Below are 17,449 nucleotides of genomic sequence, written 5' to 3'. Positions count from 1 at the left end.
TTTGACCCTCCGGCACGGCCCGAATTACTTTCCTTGCACGTCGCAGCCCGCGGCTCAATCGGAGCGGTGAACCAACGACCACATGCTTGAAGAGGGTTAGCCCTCCGCGCTCCAGCGGCCGTCGCACCCTAGCGACTCCTTCCCTTTCCGGAGAACTGCCCGAACCCGAGGGGCCACCCTTCATGACAACTCGTGTCGCCGTGATCGGAGCCGGTATATCCGGCCTTTCCGCCGCCTACCATCTGCCGGACGATGTCGATGTCACCGTGTACGAGAAGGAGAACCGGCCCGGTGGGCACGCCCTGACCGTGGAGGTCGAGGAGGACGGCGGCACCATCGGGATCGACACCGCCTTCGTGGTCTTCAACTCCCGTACGTACCCCCAGCTGACCTCCTTCTTCCAGGAGGTGGGGGCCACCGCGCTGGACCACACCGGCGGCTTCGACTTCTTCGACCTCGACCGCGGACTCGACTACGGCACCGCCGAGTTCGAGCTCGCCGAGGAGGAGATCGCCCGGCGCTACCCGGCCGATTTCATGCCGCTGTGGCGGGACGCGGAACGCTTCCACAAGGAGGCGCCCCGCGACTTCCTGCGCAAGCGCACCGACATGGCGCTCGGCGAGTACCTGGACCGGGGCGGCTACTCCGACGCCTTCAAGTACGGATACGTCGTGCTGCTCGCCACCGCCGTCTGGTCGGTGCCCGCCGAACTGATCTGGGAAATGCCGGCCACCACCGTCATCGCCTTCTTCATGTCGCACGACCCCGGCGGCCTCGGCGGCCGCTCCGTCGCCTGGAAGACCGTCTCCGGCGGCAGCATCGAGTACGTCCGCCGCGTCGTCGGAGCTCTCAACGGCACGGTGCGCACCTCCAGCCCCGTCACCCGCATCCGCGAGGAGGACGGTGAGAACGCCGGAGTCGTCGTCACCACGGCCGACGGCGAGGAGCGCTACGACTACGCGGTCGTCGCCTCGCACGCCGACCAGACACTGGCCCTCCTGGACAGCCCCACCCCGCTCCAGGCCGACATCCTGGGCAAGGTCCGCTACAGCTCCACCAAGGCGGTCCTGCACACCGACCCCTCCAGCATGCCGCCGGACCGCTCCCGCTGGCAGAGCTGGAACTACGGGCTCAAGACCGTCGACGGCACCCCGCGCACCTGGGTCGCGTACTACATGAACTCCCTCCAGGGCTTCACCGCCCGGAAGGACTACTTCGTGACCCTCGACTCCCCGATCGTCCCGCGCGAGGAGACGGTCATCCGCGAGCTCCCCTTCACCCACCCGATCATCGACCTCGACGTGCGCTCCATGCAGCGCACCATCTACGCGGTCAACGACACGGGGCGGGTCAAGCTCGCCGGATCGTACTTCCACTCCCCGAAGATCGGCCACGACCTGATCGGCTCGCACGAAGCCGGATACGTCTCGGGGCTCAAGGCCGCCGAGTCCATTGCCCGCGACATCAAGAAGTGAGGGAACTCCCATGCAGCGTGTCACCGCTCTGGAAGCACAGGCCTGGCTGGTCGAGAAGCTCGCCGTCCGGCTCGGTGTGGAGAAGGACCTGGTCGACGTCGAGCGCTACTTCGACGAATTCGACCTCGACTCCACCGAGGCACTGATTCTCGCCGGCGAACTGGAGAAGTGGCTCGGCTTCGAACTGGAGGCGACGGCGCTCTGGTACCACCCGACCATCGCCGCCCTGTCCGAGCACATAGCCGAGGAGAACGCCCGCCATGCCGAAGCGGCCTGACCCCTCCGCCGGCCGCCCGGTACTGACCCCGCTGACCTCCCCGGACACCGGGGCGGCCCGCCGGCTCTACGCCGTCCACCCGGGGGCGCTGGCGCCCGCCGCCTGGCAGCCGTTCGCCGAGCGGCTGCCGGCGGACACTGCACTGTCCCTGCTCGACCTGGGCAACATCCCGGCCTTCTTCACGGCGGCCTTCGACCCCCGGGCCGAACCCGCCACCGTGACCGAACTGGCCGGCCGCTGCCTCGCCGAGATCGACGCGTCGGCACCCGGCGACGCGCCGTTCTCGCTGGTCGGCTGGTCCTTCGGCGGCGTGGTGGCCTTCGAGATCGCCGCCCGGCTCGAAGCCGAGGGCCGCGCCGGGCAGCTGGACGAGCTCGTCCTGCTCGACAGCATCGCACCGGTACCCGCCTTCAAACGCACCGACGAGGTGCTGGAACCCCGGATGCTGCTCGACTGGTTCGCGATGTACCTCGGCGCCAAACGGGACCGCCCGTTCACCGTGAGCGTGCCTTTGGTCGCGGCGGCCGAGGACGGACTGCCCGCCGTACTCGCGGCGGCCACCGCCCAGGGCCTGCTGCCCGCCGACACCGAACTCGCCGGACTGCGGAAGCTGTACACCGCCTACCACGGCGGCCTGACCCGCAACAACCGCTGCACCGCCCCGTACGAACCGGCCGCGCTGGACCGGTCGATCACCCTCGTCAAGCCCGAACGGTCGCTGCTCCCTGACAGCGGCGACCTCGGCTGGAGCCAGCTCAGCAACCGCCCCGTACGACGGCTGGCGGTCGCGGGCGATCACTACACGATGCTCCAGGACCCGCGTACCGCAGCCGTGCTGTCCGGACGGCCGGCCGATTCCGCCGTCGCCTGACCGACCACCGCACCAGCGCTGCCCCGCCACCCGGCGCATCTGACCGAGAGGACCGTCGTGCACTACTCACGTCTGGCCGAAACCCCCATCGCCATCGTCGGGCTGGCCGGCCTGTTCCCCAAGTCCCGTAACGTGCGCGAGTTCTGGCGCAACATCGTGGACGGGAACGACTGCATCGAGGACGTTCCGTCCAGCCACTGGAACACCGACGACTACTACGACCCGGACCCCACCGCCGAGGACAAGACCTACGCCCGGCGCGGTGGCTTCCTCCCGGAGACCCCGTTCAACCCCATGGAGTTCGGCCTGCCGCCGAACACCCTGGAGGTCACCGACATCCTCCAGCTGCTCTCCCTGACCGTCGCCCGCGATGTGCTGCGCGACGCCGGAACCGAGGGCTCGGGCTGGTACGACCCCTCGCGCACCGGTGTCATCCTCGGCGTGACCGGGGCCAACTCCCTCACACAGCCGCTCTCCGCACGCCTCCAGACCCCGGTCATCAAGGAGGTCGTGCGCAGCGTCGGACTGAGCGAGGCCGACGCGGACGAGATCGCGCGCCGCTTCAAGAAGGCGTACATCCCCTGGGAGGAGAACTCCTTCCCCGGGATGCTCGGCAACGTCGTCGCCGGACGCATCGCCAACCGCTTCGACCTCGGCGGCACCAACTGCACCGTCGACGCCGCGTGCGCCAGCTCCCTCGCCGCGACCAAGCTCGCCGTCAGCGAGCTCATCGAGGGCCGCGCCGACCTCATGCTCACCGGCGGCTGCGACGCCGAGAACACCATCCTCATGTACATGTGCTTCAGCAAGACCCCGGCGTTCTCGAAGAGCCAGGTCATCCGGCCCTTCGACGCCTCGGCGGACGGCACACTGATCGGCGAGGGCATCGGCATGCTCGCCCTCAAGCGGCTCGCCGACGCGGAGCGCGACGGCGACCGCATCTACTCCGTACTGCGGGGCATCGGAACCTCCAGCGACGGCCGCTTCAAGAGCATCTACGCCCCGCGCGCCGAAGGACAGCAGCTCGCGCTGCGCCGCGCGTACGAGGACGCGGCCCTGCCCGTCGGCGCCATCGAGCTGTTCGAGGCCCACGGCACCGGCACCGCGGTCGGCGACCACACCGAACTGTCCGCGCTCGGCTCCTTCGTCACCGGTGACCAGGCGGAGGACGCACCCGCTGACCTGGGCTACGCGGCCGTCGGCAGCGTGAAGTCGCAGATCGGCCACACCAAGGCCGCCGCCGGCGCGGCCGGCCTGATCAAGCTGTCCCTCGCCCTGCACCAGAAGGTCCTGCCGCCCACCATCAACGTCGACAAGCCCAGCGAGGCCGTCGACCCGGCGAGCACCCCCTTCTACGTGAGCTCCGAGGCCCGCCCCTGGGTCCTCGACCCGGCCCGCGACCGGCGCCGCGCCGCCGTCTCCTCGTTCGGCTTCGGCGGCACCAACTTCCACATGGTGCTGGAGGAGCACGACGGCGCGGAGGCGCCCAAGGTGCTCGGCCCGACCGCCCGCACCGGCATCTGGCACGCCGCCGACCCCGAGGCCCTCGCCCGCTCCCTGGAGCGCGGCACCGCGGCCGACCCGGTCGGCTGGGTCCCGGCGGGCGACGCGCGCGTCGGCATCGTGGCCCGCGACGACGAGGAGTTCGAGGAGCTGCGCACCGTGGCCGTGGGGCTGCTGCGCGCCAAGCCGGACGCCACGTCCTGGCAGCACCCCAAGGGCATCACCTACCGCCGCGCCGCCCTGCCCCAGGGCGCGAGGACGGCCGCCGTCTTTGCCGGCCAGGGCAGCCAGTACGTCGGCATGGGCCGCCGCGCCGCCCTGACCCTCCCCTCGGTGCTCGCGGCCTACGACAAGGCCAACCAGCTCACCGGCGGCGCCGAGACCCTCGGCAGGACCGTCTTCCCGCCGCCCGCGTTCACCGACGAGGTGCGCAAGGAGCAGGAGGAGCGGCTGCGCCGCACGGAGTTTGCGCAGCCCGCGATCGGCGCGCTGTCGGCGGGCCAGTTCGCGTGGTTCAAGAAGCTCGGCTTCACCCCCGACGGCACGATCGGCCACTCCTTCGGCGAACTCACCGCCCTCTGGGCGGCGGGCGCGCTGGACGACGACCGGTTCGCCGAACTCGCCCGCGCCCGCGGCCTCGCCATGGCCCCGCCCGCCGGCGCGACCGGCTTCGACCCGGGCGCCATGGCCGCGATCCGTGCCGAACAGGCCGCCGTCCAGGAGCTCGTCGCCGGCTACCGCGACGTGAGCGTCTGCAACATCAACGCCCCCGGCCAGATCGTCGTCGGCGGCCCCACCGCCGAGATCGACCGCCTGGTGGCCGACGCCTCGGGCCGCGGCGTCCACGCCAGGCGCCTCCCGGTCTCCGCCGCGTTCCACACACGCTTCGTCGCCCACGCCGCGGACGCCTTCCGCGAGGCCGTCGACCGCGTCGGACTCGGAACCCCGACCGTCCCCGTGTACGCCAACACCGCGGGCGCGACGTACGGCACCGACCCGGCCGCCAACGGCCGCACCCTCGTCGACCAGCTCCTCCAGCCCGTCGACTTCGCCGCCCGCATCGAGCAGATGTATGCCGACGGGTACCGCGTCTTCGTCGAGTTCGGGCCCAAGCGGGTGCTGTCGGACCTCATCGGCCGCATCCTGGAGGGCCGTGACGACGTCGTGTCGCTCGCGGTCGACGGCGGCCCCGCCAAGGACAGCGAGGTGGCCCTCAAGCGGGCGGTCGTCGAGCTCGCCGTGCTCGGCCTGCCGGTCACGGGCATCGACGACCACACGGAGCCGGAGCTGGTCGTACCGGTCCGCAAGGGCCTCACGATCCCGCTGCGCGGCATCAACTACGTGACGGACGCGCGCCGTTCGGCGTACGAGGAAGCCCTGGCCGAGCCCACGGTGACACAGCCGGCCGCGGCTGCGGTCCCGGCAGCGGCTCCGGCCGCCGTCGCCCCCGCCGATGCCGAGCTTAGCGACGTCGTGCGGGAGGGGCTCGGCCTTCAGGCGGAGATCCTCGACGCGCACGTCACGACGATCCAGCAGGCGGTCCAGTCCCTGGAGGACTCGGTCCGCTCCGGCGCCCACCCGGACACGGACGCCGCCCTGCGCCTGATCCAGGAGCACGGCACGTCCATCGCCTCCAGCCACGAGCGGGCCACCCGGCTGCTGATCGACGCCCTGCGAGGCACGGAGGAGACCCCGGCGGAGGCTGCGCCGGCTCCGGCGGCGGTTGCTCCGGTGGCGGTTGCTCCGGTGGTTCCGGCCGCTCCGGCGGTGGTCCCGGTGGCTCCAGTTACTCCGGTGGAGGTTGCTCCGGTTGTGGTCGAGGAGTCTGTCGCTGCTTCTGCTCCTGCCGCTCCTGCCGCTCCTGCCGCTCCCGTCGCTCCTGCTGCTGTGGCTGTTGACGCTGCGGTGTTGGAGGCGCTGTTGGGTGTGGTGGCGGAGAAGACGGGTTATCCGGCGGAGATGCTGGAGCCGGGGATGGATCTTGAGGCGGATCTCGGGATTGACTCGATCAAGCGGGTTCAGATCCTGGGTGCGTTGCAGGAGCGGTTCCCGGTGTCGGGTGATGTGGACCCGGAGCGGTTGGGTGAGCTGCGGACGCTGGACGACGTGGCGGGCTTCCTGAGCTCGGCTTCCGCGCCCGCTGCTGCCGCTCCCGTACCCGCTGTTGTGCCCGCTGTTGTTTCTGCGCCTGTTCTGGTGGAGGTTGCTCCGGTCGCAGTCGAGGAGCCTGCTGCTGTGGCTGTTGACGGCGCTGTGCTGGAAGCTCTCCTCGGAGTGGTGGCGGAGAAGACGGGTTATCCGGCGGAGATGCTGGAGCCGGGGATGGATCTTGAGGCGGACCTCGGGATCGATTCGATCAAGCGGGTGCAGATCCTGGGTGCGTTGCAGGAGCGGTTCCCGGTGTCGGGTGATGTGGACCCGGAGCGGTTGGGTGAGCTGCGGACGCTGGACGACGTGGCGGGCTTCTTGAGCTCGGCTTCCGCACCGGCCGCTTCTGCCCCCGCCCCCGCCCCTGCCCCTGCGCCTGTTCCGGCGGAGGTTGCTCCGGTCGCAGTCGAGGAGCCTGCCCCCGCGGCCGTTGACGGCGCGGTACTGGAAGCACTCCTCGGAGTGGTGGCGGAGAAGACGGGTTATCCGGCGGAGATGCTGGAGCCCGGCATGGATCTTGAGGCGGACCTCGGGATTGACTCGATCAAGCGGGTGCAGATCCTGGGTGCGTTGCAGGAGCGGTTCCCCGTGTCGGGTGACGTCGACCCGGAACGCCTCGGTGAGCTGCGTACCCTCGACGACGTCGCCGGCTTCCTGAGCTCGGCTTCCGCACCGGCCGCTTCTGCCCCCGCCCCTGTTCCGGTGGAGGTTGCTCCGGTCGCAGTCGAGGAGCCTGCTGCTGCGGCTGTTGACGCTGCGGTGCTGGAAGCACTCCTCGGAGTGGTGGCGGAGAAGACGGGTTATCCGGCGGAGATGCTGGAGCCGGGGATGGATCTTGAGGCGGATCTCGGGATCGATTCGATCAAGCGGGTCCAGATCCTGGGTGCGTTGCAGGAGCGGTTCCCCGTGTCGGGTGACGTCGACCCGGAACGCCTCGGTGAGCTGCGTACCCTCGACGACGTCGCCGGCTTCCTGAGCGCTGCCTCCGCACCCGCCTCCGCACCCGCCTCCGCACCAGCCCCCGCCGCTCCCACCGCGAGCGCCCCCGCCCCCGCCGCTTCCCAGGCGCCCCTGGTGGTCGACTACCCGAGTGCTCCCGGTGTCGGGCGGACCTTCGCCTCGGTGCGGGAACTGCCCGCGCCCTACCGGGTCGTGGAGGCCTACGCGGACCACCGGACCGCGCTCGTCGTGGACGACGGGTCGGCGCTGGCCGGGCCGGTGATCGGTGCGCTGCGTGCCGACGGCTGGCGGGTCGAGGTCGTGGGGCTGCCCGGAGAGGTGGCGACCACGGAGGCCGCCGACTCGGTGCAGCAGCTGCGGACATGGGACGCGGCCGAGCTGGCCCGTGCCGTGACCACCACGCGCATCGACCTCGTCGTGCAGCTGGTGGCCGCCACCGGACAGGAGTGGGCCGACGCGGCACAGCGGCTGGCGCACACCGTACTCGTGGCGAAGCAGACACAGCCCGCGCTGAAGGCGGCCGCCGCCGCCGGCAACAGAGCCGGCTTCGTGGCCCTGACCCAGCTCGACGGGGCCAACGGCTACCGGGGGAGCGAGTCCGGGTCGTCGCTGCTGGGCGGGGTCTCCGGACTGGTGAAGACGCTGGGGATCGAGGTCCCGGAACTCTTCACCCGTACCGTCGACTTCGCACCGGGTCTGGACGACCGGACGGTCGCCGACCGCTTCCTGGGCGAGATAGGCGACCTGGCCACCGACCTCGCGGACGTCGCCCACGACGCCCACGGGCGCCGCACGGTCGTCCCCTCGGCCGAGGCCCCCGCCGGGCACCTGGCCGTCGTGCCCGAGATCGATGCCAGTGACCTGCTCGTGGTCACCGGCGGAGCCCGCGGCATCACGGCGGACTGCCTCCAGGCGCTGGTCGACGCACGGCCGGCGGGGCTGCTGCTCCTGGGCCGCAGCGAGGTGACGCCGGAGCCCGGCTGGGCGGCCGGACTGGAAGGCGCCGGGCTGAAGGGCGCGATCGCCAAGCGGATCGCCGCCACCGGCGAGAAGCCCACCCCGCGCGGGGTCGAGGCGGTCTACCGGGAGGTGACCGGCAGCCGGGAGATCACCGAGAACCTCCGGCGGCTGCGGGCGAGCGGCGCCACCGTCGAGTACGTCGTCGTCGACATCACCGACGCCGCCGCCGTACGGGCCGCGCTGGCACCGTACGCGGGCCGGGTCACCGGAGTGGTGCACGGCGCCGGTGTGCTGGCCGACCGGCTGATCGTGGAGAAGACCGCGGAGGAGGTCCACCGCGTCCTGGGGACGAAGATCCTCGGCCTCGGCCATGTGCTGGACGCGCTGCGCGGCACCGCGAACCTGCGGCACCTGGTGTTCTTCTCCTCCGTCGCCGGCTTCTTCGGCAACCGGGGCCAGTCGGACTACGCGGTCGCCAACGAGGCGCTCAACCGGCTCGCCGTCCGGCTGAAGCACGAACTGCCCTCGGCTCGGGTCACCTCGGTCAACTGGGGTGCCTGGGACGGCGGGATGGTCACCGACGACCTGCGCAGGATGTTCGCCTCGCGCGGTGTGGAGCTGGTCCCGGTACGGACCGGGGCCGGCATCTTCGCGGAGCAGTTCACCGCGGCGCGCGGCCACGACACGGTCATCGTCGCCGGTCCGCTGAAGCCGCTGTCCGCCCCGCCCGCCGCCGGACCGGGCACCCCGGTCTCGCTGCTCGCGGACCGCGATCTGGCGGAACTGGCGGCAGACACCCTGCTGAGCGACCACACGATCGACGGCAGGAAGGTGCTGCCCGCCACCGCGGCGCTCGGCGCCCTGATCGGCGCGGCCGAGACGGCGAGCGGGAAGACGGTCACCGAGGTGAGCGGCTTCCGGGTCTTCAAGGGAGTCGTCCTGGACGGAGAGGGCGAAGCCCCCTCGCGGCTGCGGCTGTTCCTGGAGCCGGGCCGCGACTCCCGGCCCGACACGGTGGACGTCCTGGCGTCCGCCGTGGACGGTGCCGGGCAGAGCCGGCCCGCGTACGGCGCCAACCTGGTCACGAGCGACGCCGGCGCCGGCCTCGCGGACCGTACGGACCTGGCCGGTACCGCCCGCGGGGCGAGCGGAACGGACGCGGGACCGCTGTACCGCAACGGAACGCTCTTCCACGGACCGAGCCTGCGCGGCCTCCGCCGCGTCCTGTCCTCGGACGCGCGGGGCCTGCTGCTGAGCGCCCGGCTCACCGACGGGCGCCCCGCACGCGGTGCGTACCACGGAACGCTGCACAGCCCGGTGCTGGCCGATCTGCTGCTCCAGTCCGCGCTGGTCTGGGTCCGGCAGCACCGGAGCCGGGCGTGCCTGCCGATGGAGATCGCCCGGACCCGATTCTTCGCCGAGATCCCCAGCGACCAGGAGTTCCTGATCGCCGTGGAGAACGTCGAGGAGGTCAGTACCGGCATCACCTGCTCGGTCACCGCACTCGACCGGGAGGGCCGTGTGCTCCAGGTCATGGACGGGGTGTCGGTGGTGGAGGACCCGCAGCTGGAGGGCAAGTTCGGGCAGCCCGTGCAGGTCGCCGCCGGCACCGTCTCGGTCTGACACCCCGGCCGGTGCTCCCTCTCCCCCCGCCCCTCACCGGGCGCCCGGCCGGGAGGCCCCTCACCGGGCCCCCGACCGGCCCCATTCGGACAATCGGAGGCTGACCCCTCATGGGCAAGTACGCGATCGTCGGCCTGGCCTGCCTCTTCCCCGGCGCCGGGACCCCCGACGACTACTGGCGGAACCTGATCGGCGGCGTGGACTCACGCACCGACGGAGGCAGCCGGATCTTCGGGCACTCCCCGCAGGACAGGGAGACCGACCCCGAGGACAGGCACCGCATCTACTGCCTCCGGGGCGGATTCCTCGACGAGCACGACGCGAGCTCCCCGTCCGCGGGGACCGCCGGAAGCGGCGGCCCCGAGGCCCTCCGTGAACCGAATGGATACCTTCTCCCGCCCGACTACCTGGCCGGTCTCGACCGCTCGTTCCACTGGGCGCTCGGAGTGGCGAGGGACGCTCTGGCCGACGCGGGCCAATCCCCCGCGTCCGCGGACGGCCGGAGCGGGCCGAGGACCGGGGTGGTGTTCGGGAACTATCCGTTCCCCACCCCGGCCTCCGGCCGGCTCGTGGGAGAACTGTGGGACACGGCGGTCGCCGAGGGGCTCGTGGAAGCGGGCTTCCCGGCCGGCGCCGGCACCACCGCACCGGGCGGCACCACCGCACCGGCCGGCACCACCGCACCGGCCGGCGACAATGCCGCCGGCCGCGGGGACGGCTCACCCGACGGCGTGGCTGCCGCCCACAACCTGTGGGCGGGCGGCATGCCCGCCCAGGTGGTGGCCGCGGCACTCGGTCTGGAAGGGCCGCGCCTCACCCTGGACGCGGCCTGCTCGTCCGCGCTGTACGCGCTCAAGCTGGCCTGCCTCCACCTGGAGACCGGCCGCGCCGACGTGATGCTCGCCGGCGGCGTCTGCGCCCCCGACCCCACCGTCGTCCACCTGTCCTTCTCCGATCTGCGGGCCTACCCGCAGGACGGATTCAGCCAGCCCTTCGACGCCCGCTCCCGGGGCATCGTCACCGGCCAGGGCGCCGCGATGATCGCGGTGAAGCGGCTGGCCGACGCCGAGCGCGACGGCGACCGGGTGTACGCGGTCATCGACGCGGTCGCCCTGACCAACGACGGCCCCGGCAAGCACATGCTGGCGCCGAACGCCGCCGGGCAGCAGGCCGCGTACGAACTGGCCTACCGCGAGGCGGGTGTCGACCCGTCCGCGATCCAGTACCTGGAGTGCCACGCCACCGGCACCCCGCTCGGCGACAGCACCGAACTCGGCAGTGTGGAGGAGTTCTTCGGGCGCGGTCCGCTGCTCGGCTCCGTGAAGGCCAACCTGGGACACCTGCTGACGGTGGCCGGCATGAGCAGCCTCATCAAGGTGGTCCTGTCGCTCGCGCACGGCACCATCCCCCCGACCATCGGCGTCGAGGAACCGCTGCCCGGCACGGTCGCCGACCGTGTCGTACGGGAACTGCGGCCCTGGCCCGAACCGGCAGCCGGAGACCCGCGCCGCGCGGGCGTATCGGCCTTCGGCTTCGGCGGTACGAACGCACACGTGGTGCTCTCGGCACCGGACGGCACGGACGACGGCACCGAACCGCGGGCCCCGGCCGGCACCCCGCCCCCCACCGACCCGCCCGCGCTCTCCGTCATCGGCATGGGGGCCCACTTCGGCTCCTTCACCACCCTGGACGCCTTCGAACGCGCCGGATACGAAGGGCTCGACGCCGTACGCGAGCTGCCCGAGCAGCGGTGGCGCGGCTTCGAGACCGTCGACGGCGGGCCGCTCGACCGGGCCGGGCTCGCCAAGGACGGGGTGCCCCGGGCCGCGTACATCGAGGAGTTCGAGGTCGACGCGACCTCGTACCGCATTCCGCCCAAGGAACTCGACCACTTCAACCAGCAGCACCTGCTGATGATGCGGGTCGCGGAGGAGGCACTGCTCGACGCCGGGTACGCACGGCCCCGCCCCGGCCGCGGAGCCGGCGGGAGCCCGCGCCGGGTCGGCGTGGTCCTCGGCATGGAGATGGAGCCCAGCGCACACGGCCACGGCTCCCGGTACGAACTGGGCCGCAAGCTCACCGAGTGGTGCGCGAGCGCCGGTGTGCGGCCCTCGCCCGAGCAACTGGCCGCGCTCACCCGCGCAGCCCGCAACGGCATCCACGACTCCATCGAACCCAACGAGGTCCTCAGCTACATCGGCAACATCATGGCCAGCCGGGTCTCCTCGCTGTGGAACCTCAATGGCCCCTCCTTCACCCTCTCCTCCGACAGCGCGGTCGGGGTCGACGCCCTCGACGTCGCCCGGCTCCTCCTGATGGACCCCACGGTCGAGGCGGTCCTCGTCGGAGCCGTCGACCTGGCCGCCGGACCGGAGAGCACCCTCGCCCGCGAACTGCTGGAACCCGGCACCGTCACCGGCGGACTCCGCGTCCTCGGGGAGGGCGCCGGAGCGGTCGTCGTGACCCGCCCCGAATCGGTGCCGGCACAACGGACCGTGTACGCCACGGTGTCGTCCCTCGCCGTCCGCCACTCGGCGGGCGTCGCCCCGGGCGTGGACGCGGAGCTGGTCACCGCCGCCGCGGAGGACGCGCTCGCCGCCGCCGGGCTCACCCCCGGCGAGGTCGAACTCGTCGAGACGGGCGCGGCGGACCCCGCCACCCTCGAAGGACTCGCCCGCACCTGGAGCGCCGACCGGTCCGGCGGGGAGCTGCGGACCGCGGTGTCCGGCGTCCACGGCTCCATCGGTGACAGCGGCTGCGCCTCCGCGCTCGCCTCCGTCATCCGGGCCGCCCTCTGCCTGCACCACGGCTACTTCCCGGTGGCACCGGCGGGCGTCGACACCGGACGGCTCGGCGGCTCCGCGTTCTTCCTCCCCGCCGACTCCCGGCCCTGGCTGCGGACCCGCCGCGACGGACGGCGGGCGGCCTCCGTCAGCGTCACCGGTACGTCCGGCAGCCACGCGCACCTCGTCCTCACCGGCGGCCAGGTGCGCGGCGAGGTCACCGAGACCGACTGGACCAGGTCCGGCGGAGGACTCGTCGTCCCCGTCGGCGCGGACGACATCGCCGGGCTGCTGCGCCGGCTCGGTGAGCTGCGCACCGCCCTGGACGGCGACTGGGCGGCCCTCGCGGAGGACCGGCCCGCCCCCCTCAAGGCGGTGCTCGTCGCGGACAGCACCGAGGGTCTCGCCCGGCAGATCGACCAGGCCCTCAAGGACCTCCCCGGCGTGTGGGAGTCCGGCGGCGAGTGGCTCTCCCCGTCCGGCAGCTACTTCACCGCCCGCCCGCTGGGCGCGAAGGGGAAGGTGGCCCTGGTCTTCCCGGGCGCGTTCAACTCGTACCTGGGGCTCGGGCACTCGCTCTTCCGCTCGTTCCCAGGCCTGCTGCCGCGCTTCGAGGCCCAGGCCGAACTCCCCGCCGAACTGCTGCGCAGCGCCTCCCTGTACCCGCGCTCGCTCGCCCCGATGGGGCGCCGCGACCTGATGCGGCGGGAGGCCGAACTCGTCGAGGACATCCCGCTGATGCTGGCGGCCGGCACGAGTTACGCGCTGCTCTCGACGGACCTGGTGCGCGAGGTGCTGGGCATTCCGGTGGACGGCGCGTTCGGCTACAGCCTCGGCGAGAGCAGCATGCTCTTCGCCACCGGCGGCTGGATCAAGAGCGCGCGCGGCGACGAGAAGATCAGCGCCTCGCCGCTCTTCGACGACATGCTGCGCGGCCCCAAGCGGACCGTGCGCGAACTGTGGGGACTCGGCGACGAGGTGCCCGACAACGAGGTCTGGTCCACCCATGTGCTCCTCGCCCCGGCGGCGGACGTACGGGCTGTCGTCCAGCGCTTCGAGCGGGTCTTCATCACGCACGTCAACACCCCGCTGGAGGTGGTCGTCGCCGGTGACCCGGGCCAGTGCAAGGAGGTCATCGCCGAACTGGCCTGCCGCAGCGCCCGCTCCCCGGCCAACCACGTCATGCACTGCTCCGTGGTCGACGGGGTGCTGACCGACCTCGCCGACCTCAACCGGTATCCGACGGGCGACGTCGGGGACCTGGTGCTCTACAGCAGCCGGCACTACGCACCGGTGACCGACTTCGACGCGGACACCGTCGCCGGGAACATCGCCGTGACGCTGCGCGAGACGGTGGACTTCCCGAAGCTGGTGCGACGCGCCTACGAGGACGGCTTCCGCTGCTTCATCGAGGTCGGCCCCAACAGTACGTGTGCGCGCTGGATCCACGAGACGCTCGGGGACGAGCCCCATCTCGCGGTCTCCGTCGACCGGCGGGGCGCCCGCGGCGCGACCGACATCGCCCGGCTGGTGGCCCGGCTCGCCTCCCACGGCGTCCCCGTCGACCTCGCCCCGTTCGCACCGCCCGCCGCGCCCTCGGGCACCCGGGGCACCCTGGGGCTGCGCACCTTCACCGTGGGCGGGGCCCCCGTCCCGCCGCTGGTCGCCGAGGGCGCGGCCGCCACGATCGCCGGACTGCGCACGGAACCGGCCGGCCCGGTCACGGCCGGCCTCGTCACGGCCGCCGTCACCGCGAAGCCCGTCGCCACCGCCGTCACCGCCGTCACCGCGACCGTCAGCGCGACGCCCCTCGCGACCGTGACCGCGACGCCCACCGCCACCGCCACCGCGACGGCCACCGTCACCACCACCGAGGTGCCCGTCGCCGCACTCGGCGCCTCCTTCGCCGCGGGCGCGCCGACCACAGCCGCTCCCGCCGGATCCGGGCTGCCCCTGGCTCCCGCCACTCCCGCCCCCGCAACTGCAGGGGGCGCCGAAACCGCCACGGAATGGGACTCCGCGATGTCGATCCGCCCCGCCGCCCCACCGTCCGCATCAGCAATCGAGCTGGAGCGGGAGCCCATCACGATGATCCCGGCCACCGCCGCGACCGCGCCACCGGCCGCCCCGGCGCAGGAGCCACCGCGGCCGGCCATCTTCGGAACGCCACTGCCCGCCCGCCCCGCCCGGACCGCGGAGGAGACCACCCTCACCCTGGTACGCGGACTCCGCAGCGAGATGCTGGAGGCGCATCAGGAGGTGCTGAACGCCCAGCAGGCCCTGCGCGAACAGCTCACGGCGCTGCTCGCCGCGTCGGCCCCGGCGGCCGCCGTCGCCGTACCCCGGCCGCCCAAGCCCGAAGGAGTCATCTGGGACGAGCACGACCTGCTGGAGTTCGCCACCGGCAAGATCGGCAACGTCTTCGGGGAGCGCTACGCCGAGATCGACGCCTTCAGCCGCCGGGTCCGGCTCCCCGCGCCCCCGTACCACTTCGCGACGCGGGTCACCGCGCTGGAGGCCGAACCCGGGGAGTTCAGGCCCTCGTTCATCCGTACCGAGTACGACGTGCCGGTCGACGCCTGGTACGCCGTGGACGGACAGGTCCCGCCCGCGGTCACCATCGAGGCCGGACAGTGCGACCTGCTCCTGATCAGCTACCTCGGAGCGGACTTCACCAACCGCGGCGACCGCGTGTACCGCCTCCTGGACAGCAGCCTCAGCTTCGTCGGCGACCTTCCCCAGGTCGGCCAGACCCTGCGCTACGACATCTGGATCGACCAGTTCGTGCGGCAGGGCGACACGATGCTGTTCTTCTTCCACTACGACTGCTACGCCGACGGCGAGCTGATCCTCAAGCTGAACAACGCCTGCGCAGGGTTCTTCACCGACGAGGAGCTGGAGAGCTCCCTCGGCATCATCCAGGGCAAGGCCGTACCGCCCGCGAAGAACGCCGCCTTCTCCGGGTCCAGCTCCTTCAAGCCCCTGGCGCCCACCGCCCGCACCTCACTCACCTCCCAGGACCTGGCGCTGCTCGCGGAGGGACGGCTCGACGAGGTCTTCGGGCCCGGCCACCGCAAGCCCGAGGGAACCAACAGCTCGCTCAGGCTGCCCACCGAGCAACTGCGCATGGCCGACGAGGTGACCCTGCTCGACCGCAAGGGCGGTGCGCACGGCCTCGGACGGATCGAGGCGGTCAAGCACCTCGTGCCGGACGGCTGGTACTTCACCTCCCACTTCCCGGACGACCCGGTCCTGGCCGGCTCGCTGGTCGCGGAGGGCGCCGTACAGCTGCTGGAGACGTACGCGTTCTCCCTGGGCCTGCACCTGTCCCTGCCCGACGCCCGGTTCCAGCCCGTCCCCGGGCTGAAGACCGAGGTGAAGGTGCGCGGCCAGATCACTCCGGACACCGAGCGCATCGAGTACCGGATCGACATCACCGACCTGACCCTGCTGCCCCGCCCCGCGATCACCGCGGACGTCATCGTGCTGCGCGACGGCAAGCCGTCGATCAGCGTCACCGGTCTCGGCATCCGGCTGGTCGAGAAGGCGGGCACGCCCTACCGCCCGGAGGCCGGCGGCAAGGTGCCGCACTTCCTGGGCCGGCTGAGCCCCGCCACCGGTGAGCGGGCCCTGCTCAGCGAGTTCCACATGGCGCACGCGGCCAAGGGCGACCTGGCCACCGCGATGGGACCGGAGTTCGAGGTCTACGCCGACAGCCGGGCCCCGTACATCCCCAACGGCGACTTCCTCTTCGTCGACCGGGTCATGGAGCTCGAAGGCACCCGCGGGGTGCTCAAGCGCGGCGCCGTCATGGTCACCGAGTACGACTCCCCGCAGGACGCCTGGTACTACGGCGACAACGGCTCGCCCTCCATGCCCAACTGCGTCTACATGGAGTCCAGCCTCCAGGCGGCGATCCTCCTCGGCTACTACCTGGGCGCCACGCTGCCCTTCCCCGAGGAGCAGTTCAGCATCCGCAACCTCGACGGCCGCGCCACCCTCGTCAAGGACATCGACCTGCGGGGCAAGACCATCCAGCACCGCTCGACACTGCTGTCCAGCGACCAGATGCCCGGGTCGATCCTTCAGAACTACCGCTACGAACTCTCCGCCGACGGCGAGGTGTTCTACACCGGGGAGTCGCTCTTCGGCTACTTCAACGCCAAGGCCCTGGAGAACCAGGTCGGCCTGGACAAGGGCAAGCACGTCCTGCCGTGGCTCGACCAGCAGCCGACCAGGCCCGCCGGAATCCGCCGGGTCGAACTCGCCGCCCACCGGGCCGCGGAGGACGCCCGCGGCGGCCCCCGGCTGGCCGGCGGCCACCTCGACCTCGCCGAGTGGGTCGACATCCTGCCCGGCGGCGGCAAGCACGGCCAGGGCTATCTGCGGGGCCACCGCTCCATCGAGCCCGACGAGTGGTACTTCTCCTGCCACTTCCACCGCGACCCGGTGATGCCCGGCTCCCTCGGCGTCGAGGCCCTGCTCCAGGGACTCCAGGTGTACGCGGTCGAGACGGGGCTCACCGACGGGCTCGTCAACCCCCGCTTCGCGATGCTCTCCGGCACCGAGACGACCTGGTCCTACCGCGGCCAGATCCTGCGCGACGACCCCGACATGGAGTTCGACGTGCACGTCAAGGAGGTGCGCCGCACCCCGGGCCGGATCGTGCTGCTCGGCGACGCGAGCGTCTGGAAGTCCACCCTGCGGATCTACCAGCTGGGCGGCATCGGCATCGAGATCCACCACGACGGGGCCTGAGCCCGCCGGGTGGCCGCGGAACGGGCGGCCACCCGGCAGGCCCTGACCCCCGCCCGAGGAATCGAGATCCACCACGACCGGGCCCGAGGCC

5 protein-coding genes are annotated in these 17,449 nt (G+C 72.2%); all 5 read left to right on the top strand.

Annotated elements, in window-relative coordinates; genetic code table 11:
- Positions 1–182: 182 nt before the first annotated feature.
- Positions 183–1,475 (top strand): NAD(P)/FAD-dependent oxidoreductase, encoded by a 1,293-nt coding sequence (locus ACIO3R_RS07820; protein WP_385036108.1) that lies wholly within the window; start codon positions 183–185, stop codon positions 1,473–1,475.
- Between the two features lie 10 nt (positions 1,476–1,485).
- Positions 1,486–1,752 carry an acyl carrier protein gene (locus tag ACIO3R_RS07815; RefSeq protein ID WP_363028674.1) on the top strand — a complete coding sequence of 89 codons (267 nt, stop codon included), beginning with the start codon at positions 1,486–1,488 and terminating at the stop codon, positions 1,750–1,752.
- Positions 1,736–2,623, top strand: coding sequence for an alpha/beta fold hydrolase (locus ACIO3R_RS07810; RefSeq protein ID WP_402104352.1), 888 nt, complete (start codon positions 1,736–1,738; stop codon positions 2,621–2,623). Before ACIO3R_RS07815 ends, ACIO3R_RS07810 begins: the two co-directional genes overlap by 17 nt.
- 57 nt (positions 2,624–2,680) lie before the next feature.
- The gene (locus ACIO3R_RS07805; protein WP_402104350.1) at positions 2,681–9,817 is read left to right on the top strand and encodes an SDR family NAD(P)-dependent oxidoreductase; all 7,137 of its coding nucleotides are present in this window, start codon (positions 2,681–2,683) and stop codon (positions 9,815–9,817) included.
- A 110-nt stretch (positions 9,818–9,927) separates the two neighbouring features.
- Entirely contained in the window at positions 9,928–17,358 is a 7,431-nt protein-coding gene (locus ACIO3R_RS07800) for a beta-ketoacyl synthase N-terminal-like domain-containing protein (RefSeq protein WP_402104348.1), read from the top strand.
- Positions 17,359–17,449: the final 91 nt, after the last annotated feature.

The organism is Streptomyces sp. NPDC087428 (assembly GCF_044744085.1).
In the GTDB taxonomy this organism is placed as follows: domain Bacteria; phylum Actinomycetota; class Actinomycetes; order Streptomycetales; family Streptomycetaceae; genus Streptomyces.
Note: the sequence above shows the minus strand (reverse complement) of the source record. Positions and strands in the feature narration are given on the sequence as shown.